Annotated in this window: 8 protein-coding genes; 3 read left to right on the top strand and 5 right to left on the bottom strand. The window is 70.6% G+C overall.

Annotated elements, in window-relative coordinates:
• A partial coding sequence (locus tag A9X03_RS23510; protein WP_068263256.1) for an AarF/ABC1/UbiB kinase family protein occupies nucleotides 1-1,039 on the top strand: 1,039 nt, incomplete at its 5' end.
• Here the strand turns inward: A9X03_RS23510 and A9X03_RS23505 are convergent.
• The 3 genes from A9X03_RS23505 to A9X03_RS23500 form a co-directional block, all read right to left on the bottom strand.
• The gene (locus tag A9X03_RS23505; protein ID WP_067750977.1) at nucleotides 1,036-1,305 is read right to left on the bottom strand and encodes a WhiB family transcriptional regulator; all 270 of its coding nucleotides are present in this window, start codon (nucleotides 1,303-1,305) and stop codon (nucleotides 1,036-1,038) included. The genes A9X03_RS23510 and A9X03_RS23505 overlap by 4 nt on opposite strands.
• Before the next feature lie 134 nt (nucleotides 1,306-1,439).
• Nucleotides 1,440-1,592 carry a hypothetical protein gene (locus A9X03_RS29460; protein WP_156669995.1) on the bottom strand — a complete coding sequence of 51 codons (153 nt, stop codon included), beginning with the start codon at nucleotides 1,590-1,592 and terminating at the stop codon, nucleotides 1,440-1,442.
• Between the two features lie 173 nt (nucleotides 1,593-1,765).
• Nucleotides 1,766-3,865 carry an ATP-dependent DNA helicase UvrD2 gene (locus A9X03_RS23500; protein WP_197696134.1) on the bottom strand — a complete coding sequence of 700 codons (2,100 nt, stop codon included), beginning with the start codon at nucleotides 3,863-3,865 and terminating at the stop codon, nucleotides 1,766-1,768.
• 115 nt (nucleotides 3,866-3,980) lie between these two features.
• On the opposite strand from A9X03_RS23500, the gene mrx1 reads away from it, so the two are divergent.
• Both mrx1 and A9X03_RS23490 read left to right on the top strand, forming a co-directional pair.
• On the top strand, nucleotides 3,981-4,235 hold the full coding sequence (gene mrx1 / locus A9X03_RS23495) for a mycoredoxin Mrx1 (protein ID WP_067750972.1): 255 nt from the start codon (nucleotides 3,981-3,983) through the stop codon (nucleotides 4,233-4,235).
• An 82-nt stretch (nucleotides 4,236-4,317) separates the two neighbouring features.
• Nucleotides 4,318-4,983, top strand: a complete 666-nt coding sequence (locus tag A9X03_RS23490) for a sensor domain-containing protein (protein WP_067778943.1) — start codon at nucleotides 4,318-4,320, stop codon at nucleotides 4,981-4,983.
• A gap of 10 nt (nucleotides 4,984-4,993) precedes the next feature.
• Here A9X03_RS23490 and nudC read toward each other — a convergent pair whose 3' ends face one another.
• The gene (gene nudC, locus A9X03_RS23485) at nucleotides 4,994-5,926 is read right to left on the bottom strand and encodes an NAD(+) diphosphatase (protein WP_067778946.1); all 933 of its coding nucleotides are present in this window, start codon (nucleotides 5,924-5,926) and stop codon (nucleotides 4,994-4,996) included.
• Between the two features lie 109 nt (nucleotides 5,927-6,035).
• Nucleotides 6,036-7,106: a TrkA family potassium uptake protein gene (locus A9X03_RS23480; protein WP_067750960.1), complete on the bottom strand. Its 1,071-nt coding sequence runs from the start codon at nucleotides 7,104-7,106 to the stop codon at nucleotides 6,036-6,038.
• Nucleotides 7,107-7,151: the final 45 nt, after the last annotated feature.

Below are 7,151 nucleotides of genomic sequence, written 5' to 3'. Positions count from 1 at the left end.
CGCCCCGCCGCTACCCGCCAACAAGGTGCACCGGGTGCTCGACGCCCAGCTGGGCACCAAGTGGCGCGAACGGTTCAGTTCGTTCGACGACAAACCCATCGCCTCGGCCAGCATCGGCCAGGTGCACAAGGCGGTCTGGGCCGACGGCCGCCCGGTGGCCGTCAAGATCCAATACCCCGGCGCCGACGAGGCGCTGCGCGCCGACCTCAAGACCATGCAGCGGATGGTCGGCGTGGTCAAACAGCTCGCCCCCGGCGCCGACGTCCAGGGCATCGTCGACGAGCTGGTCGAGCGCACCGAGATGGAGCTCGACTACCGGCTGGAGGCCGACAACCAGCGCGCCTTCGCCAAGGCCTACGAGGGCCACCCGCACTTCGCGATACCCCACGTCGTCGCCAGCGCGCCCAAGGTCGTGGTCCAGGAGTGGATCGACGGCCTGCCGCTGGCGGAGATCATCCGCGACGGCACCCGCGAGCAGCGCGACCTGATCGGCACCCGGCTGCTCGAGCTCACCTTCGACGCGCCGCGCCGGCTGGGGATGCTGCACGGCGACGCCCACCCGGGCAACTTCATGCTGCTGCCCGACGACCGCATGGGCGTCATCGACTTCGGCGCGGTCGCACCGCTGCCCGGCGGCTACCCCATCGAGCTCGGGATGACGATCCGCCTGGCCCGCGACAAGAACTACGATCTGCTGCTGCCGACGATGGAGAAGGTCGGGTTCATCCAGAAGGGCCAGCAGGTGTCGGTGCGCGACATCGACGAAATGCTGCGCCAGTATGTCGAACCCATCGAGGTCGACGAGTTCCACTACACGCGCAAATGGCTGCAGCGCATGACCGTCGGCCAGATCGACCGGTCGGTGTCCCAGATCAAGACGGCCCGGCAGATGGACCTGCCGCCCAAGCTGGCCATCCCGATGCGGGTCATCGCCTCGGTGGCGGCGATCCTGTGCCAGCTGGACGCGCGGGTGCCGATCAAGGCCCTCTCCGAGGAGCTGATTCCCGGCTTCGCCGAGCCCGACAGCGCGGCCATCTAGGCGGCGACCTCGTCCTTGCGGGGGCGTCCGCGCGGCCGTTTGAAGCTCAGGATGGCGCCGCGGTCGAGGATCTCGCCGCCCCACACCCCCCAGGGCTCGGCCCGCTCCAGCGCGGACGCCAGGCACTCGCGCCGGATCGGGCAGCCCGCGCAGAGCGCCTTGGCGCGCTCGAGGTCGGCCGGGGTCTCGGCGAACCAGAGGTCGGGATCGCCGGCGTGACACGGCAACGCCGGCGACGGCTGTCTGGGGACTGTCAGGGCCGACATGTCCTGCTCACCTGCTTCCTGGTCGGGGCTTGCGGATTTCGCTGATCCGGACCAGGGAGCGGGCTTGCGCCCGAAAAGACTATGGCCACGGATCCTTGACTTCGGGTCCGTGGCCATCCGGTGAGACCGGGGAGTTACGTAGCCATTCGGTGGACCTCGAGTCCTGCGGACGCGTTCGTCGCAGCGGCGGCGGCGCGATGCTTCAACGCGGCCGCCGGCACGGCGGCGGCATGCTTGAGCGTGGCCGCCGCGGCGGCCACGTCCACACCGAACGCGTCGTTGATCATCGTGGCCACCTCCCTTCGTCGTGCCAGAACGCAGCTTCGAGGGTAAACCGCCGCGGGCGCGCGGCACAAACGATTTTCTGACCTGCGCTTATCGGCGACAGCCTCACCGAGTGTGGGCCTTAGGACGGCAATTGCCTCGAATTCGTCCACAAGCCCCACGCTCGACGGTGTGGTTAGGCGCCGCGCACCAACTCCAGCACGTCGAGCCCGTACTGCTCCAGCTTGCGCGCGCCGATGCCGGGGATCGCGATCAGCGCGTCCTCGTCCCCGGGCCGCAGCTCGGCGATGGCGATCAGCGTGTTGTCGGTGAAAACCACATACGCGGGCACCTGCTGCTCCTTGGCGACGTCGAGCCGCCACGCCTTGAGCCGCAGCAGCAAGTCTTCGTCGACGTCCGCCGCGCACGTCTCGCACCGCCGCAGCATGACCGCCGCGGCGGTGGACAGGTCCTTGTTGCAGATCCGGCAGCGCGCCGCGGGTCCCCGGTTGCGCCGGGACTTGTTGGGGGCGGCGTCGGCGCGGGCCTGGGGCGCGATGCCGTTGAGGAACCGCGACGGCTTGCGGCCCTGCCGTCCGCCCGGGTTGCGGGCCAGCGCCCAGCTGAGCGTCAAATGGATTCGCGCCCTGGTGATTCCGACGTACAGCAGCCGGCGCTCCTCCTCGACCGCCTCGCTTTCGGGGCCGTGCGCCAACGCGTGCGAGATGGGCAGCGTGCCGTCGGCCAGCCCGACCAGGAACACCGCGTCCCACTCCAGCCCCTTGGCGGCGTGCAACGAGGCCAGCGTCACGCCCTGCACCACCGGCGGGTGGCGCGCGTCGGCGCGCAACCGAAGCTCGGCCAGCAGGCCGGCGAGGTCCAGCTGCGGGCGCTGGGCCACCTCGGCGTCGACCAGCTCGGCCAGCGCGGCCAGCGCGTCCCAGCGCTCCCGGGCCCGGGCGCCCACCGGCGGCTCGGCCGTCAGACCCAGCGGTTCCAGGACGGCTCTTACGACGCCGGGCAGCGGACCGTCGGCGCCGCGCTCGGCCGCCCGCTGCAGCGCCAGCAGCGCCTGTTTGATCTCCTGCCGGGTGAAAAAGCCCTCGCCGCCGCGAACCTGATAGGGAATGCCGGCCTCGGTCAGCGCCTCCTCGTAGGCCTCGGACTGCGCGTTGACCCGGTAGAGCACGGCGATCTCCGACGCCGGGGTGCCCGCTTCGATCAGCCGGGCGATCGACGCCGCGACAGCGGCGGCCTCGGCCGGTTCGTCGGGATGCTCGCGGAACGACGGCGCCGGGCCCGGCGGACGCTGACCGGACAGGTGCAGCTTGCTGCCGGCGACCCGCCCGCGGGCCGCGGCGATCACCTGGTTGGCCAACGACACCACCTGCGGGGTGGAGCGATAGTCGCGTTCCAGGCGGACCACGGTGGCGTCGGGATAGCGCCGCGAGAAGTCCAGCAGGAACCGCGGCGAGGCCCCGGTGAACGAGTAGATGGTCTGGTTGGCGTCACCGACGACGGTCAGGTCGTCCCGGTCGCCCAGCCACGCCGCCAGCACCCGCTGCTGCAGCGGTGTGACGTCCTGGTATTCGTCGACGACGAAACAGCGGTAGCGGCCCCGGAATTCGTCGGCCACGGCGGCGTCGTTCTCGATCGCCGCCGCGGTGTGCAGCAGCAGGTCGTCGAAGTCGAGCAGCGTCACCGATTCGTCGCGGACCTTCAGCGCCTCGTAGGCGGCGTACACGGTCGCGACCCGGGCGGCGTCGAGCGGGATGTCCCGCCCGGCCTCGGCCACGGCGGCCGGATACTCCTCGGGGGTGATCAGCGACGCCTTGGCCCACTCGATCTCGCCCGCCAGGTCGCGGACGTCGTCGGTACTGGCGTTGATCCTTGAGCGGCTGGCCGCCCGCGCCACCACGGCGAACTTGGTGTCCAGCAGCTGCCAGCCGGTGTCACCGACCACCCGCGGCCAGAAGTACCGCAGCTGCCGGTGCGCCGCGGCGTGAAAGGTCAGGGCCTGCACCCCGCCGACGCCGGTGTCGGCGCCCGCTGCGGCGTCCAGCGTGCGCAGCCGGGAACGCATCTCCCCCGCCGCCCGCTGGGTGAACGTGACCGCCAGCACCTGCCCGGCGGCCACATGGCCGCTCGCCACCAACTGCGCGATCCGGTGGGTGATGGTGCGGGTCTTGCCCGTTCCGGCCCCGGCAAGCACGCAGACCGGGCCGCGGGGAGCCAGGACGGCCTCGCGTTGCTCGTCGTCCAGCCCGGCGGTCAAGGCGTCGGCGACCATCGGCATGGCGTCCATCTTGGCAGCGATGGCCGACAAACCGCGGCCCCGGCCGGTGCGCGTCGGGATATGGGTGCGGTGTTCGGGCGCGGAACACACCGCCTGCGGGCTACGTTAACGAGCTATGACCACTGCCCCGATCACCGTCTACACGACCTCATGGTGTGGCTACTGCCATCGCCTCATGACTGTGTTGAAATCCAACGGAATTCCGTACCAGGCGGTCGACATCGAGCACGACCCCGCGGCGGCGGAATTCGTCGGGTCGGTCAACGGCGGCAATCGGACGGTCCCGACGGTGAAGTTCGCCGACGGATCCACCCTGACCAACCCGAGCGCGGCCGAGGTCAAGGCCAAGCTGGCCGAGGCCGGCGCCTAAAGAGGGCCGGGCGCGCCGACACGCCGCCGGTGTTCACCAACTGCTCTGCCTGCCGCCGAGCGCGGCCCTAACATTGGCGAGCATGGCGTCGAGTGATCGGTCGAGCCGCTTGCCTCGGCGCCTGTCGCTGGCCGGCATGGCTTCGGCCGTCATCGCCGTCGCCGTACTGACGGCATGCTCGCACTCCCGTACGGCGGCGAACCCGAGCCCGCACGTGTACGCCGACTCCTTGGTCATCAGCCTCGACGATGCGCGTCACATCGCCAATTTCGAAGGCCTGCAACCGTATCCGTATGCCGACCGCCACGATCCGCCACGGGAGACCATCGGCAACCCGCCGGCGCCGTGCCGGGCGGTGGGAACCACGGACCTCACCTTCGCCGGGGGCTGGAAGGAATACCGCTCTGTCGCCTACGCCGGCTCGACCGACGACCTGAGGCCGGGCGGCATCGCCCCGATCAACGAGGTCACCAACGCCGTCGTCGTCTACCCGGACGCCAACGTCGCCCGCGGGGCGCTCAACCAGCTGCACACGACGCTGGATCAGTGCGCCTCCCTGCACCACACCGCGTATGACTTCACGCTGAACAAGCCGGATTCCCTGACGTTGAAGCTGAACTCCGACGGCTGGATTCACCTCTACACGGTGAAGTCATCGGTGCTGGTCTCCGTCGGCGTGCTGGGAATCGAACCCACCGATCAGGTCGCCAGCGCCGTGCTGCAGACCGTGACGGACCGCATCAAGTAGCGGCGCCGGGTCAGTCGATCGCGGCCCAGGATTCGATGATCACGCGCGCGATCGAGATCGAGCCGGGCAGCAGCAGTTTCGAATCCGCCGAGCTGGACCAGTCACCGGCCGCGAGCGCCGCGCGCACCTCGTCGCGGGTGAACCACGCCGCCTCCGCGATCTCGCCGTCGTTGAACGAGAACTCCTCGCCGGGGTCCGCGACGGCGTGGAAGCCGACCATGAGCGAGCGCGGGAACGGCCACGGCTGGCTGCCCAGGTAGCGGACGTCGCGGACGGTGAGGCCGATCTCCTCGCGGATCTCGCGGGCGACGCAGACCTCGAACGATTCACCGGCCTCGACGAACCCGGCCAACAGCGAGAACATCCGCTCCGGCCACACCGCCTGGCGGGCCAGCACCGCACGGTCGCCGCCGTCGTGGACCAGGCAGATCACGGCCGGGTCGATGCGCGGAAACTCCTCGTGCCCGGTGACCGGGTTGACCCGTGCCCAGCCCGCCCGCGCCGGGCGGGTCGGCGAGCCGTCGACCGAGCTGAACCGCGCCGAGTCGTGCCAATTGAGCAGCGCGACGGCCGACGAGACCAGTTGGCTGCTGGTGTCGTCGAGGATCGACCCCAGGCCGCGCAGGTTCACCACCTCGGCGTGCACGTCTTCGTCCTCCGGCGCCTCCAGAGCGCCGCGGATCGCCCACACGTGGCGCCCGTTGTCGATGCGGCCCAGGAACACCGCGTCCGGTGGCGGCTTGTCGGCCAGCCTGGCCGCCGAGCCCAGCACCACCCGGCCGTCGGCGACCAGCACCTGACTGCGCGAATCCACCCGCAGCAGCGCCGCGTCCGCCCAGCCGGCGGCGGCCGCCTCGACGTCGGTGCGCAGTTGGTCGGCCCGGTCGGCGCCGACCCGCGACAGCAACGGCACGTTCCGTAGCCGAAAGTCCGCGATGCCCACTAGAGCCAGCCATCGTGGCGACCCGCCGCGACCGGCTCCGCCGCTCTTGCGATCGCCCAGCCATCGTGGCGACCCGCCGCGACCGGCTCCGCCGCTCTTGCGATCGCCACTAGTGCCCCGCGTGCCGGATGTAGAGCAGCCGGTCGTTGGCCTCGACAGCGTCCACCTCGGGCGCGCCGATGCGCAGCAGGTGGCCGTCACGCACCACGCCGAGCACGATGTCGCGCAGATGGCGCGGGGAGCCGCCGACCTCGGCCGGCTCCACCTCGCGCTCGGCGATCGCCAGCCCGAAGTCCGGTGTCAGCAGGTCTTCGATCATCTCCACGACGCTGGGCGTGGTGGTGGCCAGCCCCAGCAGGCGGCCGGCGGTCGCCGAGGAGACCACCACCGAGTCTGCGCCCGATTGCTGTAGCAGGTGCTGGTTTTCGGCCTCTCGGATGGACGCCACGATCTTGGCGTTGGGGGCGATCTCCCGGGCGGTCAGCGTGACCAGCACCGCGGTGTCGTCGCGGCTGGTGGCCACGATGATCGACGCCGCGTGTTGCGCCCCGGCCAGCCGAAGCACGTCGGCCTTGGTGGCGTCGCCGTGCACGGTGACCAGGCCCGCGGTCGCGGCGTGCTCGAGGGTGCTGCGATCGGTGTCGACGACGACGACCTCGCCCTGGGCGGCCTCGTCGCTGAGGATCGCCGCGACGGCCGTCTTGCCCTTGGTGCCGTAGCCGATCACGATCGTGTGGTTGCGCACTCTGCTCCTCCAACGCTGAATCTTCCACCCCTGCCGGGAGCGCTCGGAGAGCACCTCGAGGGTCGTGCCGACCAATACGGCCAGGAACGCGATCCGCAGCGCGGTGAAGATCAGGGTGTGAACCAAACGCGCGGTTTCGGTGTATGGCGTGATATCGCCGTAGCCGGTCGTCGACAGCGACACCGCGGAGAAGTACACGCAGTCCAGAAAGGTCAGCGGCTGGCCCCGCACATCGCGGTAGCCGTTGCGGTCCGCGTAGACGATGACGGCCGCCGCGAACAGCACCACCAGCGCGATGGCCACGCGGCGGGTGATCACCCGAATGGGGCTGGCGTGCTCCTCGGGGATGCGCACCACGCCGACCAACTGGTGGCCTCGCTGGGCGGTCAGCGTCTCTTCGAGACCGCTCAGTTGCCGCGACCTACCGTTGCGCACGGCGGTCCGTGATCGGCTCGACGCCAGCGCAGGAGACACGCACGC

The sequence above is a fragment of the Mycobacterium sp. E1715 genome (assembly GCF_001667625.1).
GTDB lineage: Bacteria > Actinomycetota > Actinomycetes > Mycobacteriales > Mycobacteriaceae > Mycobacterium.
This window is presented reverse-complemented; position numbering and strand designations above follow the sequence as displayed.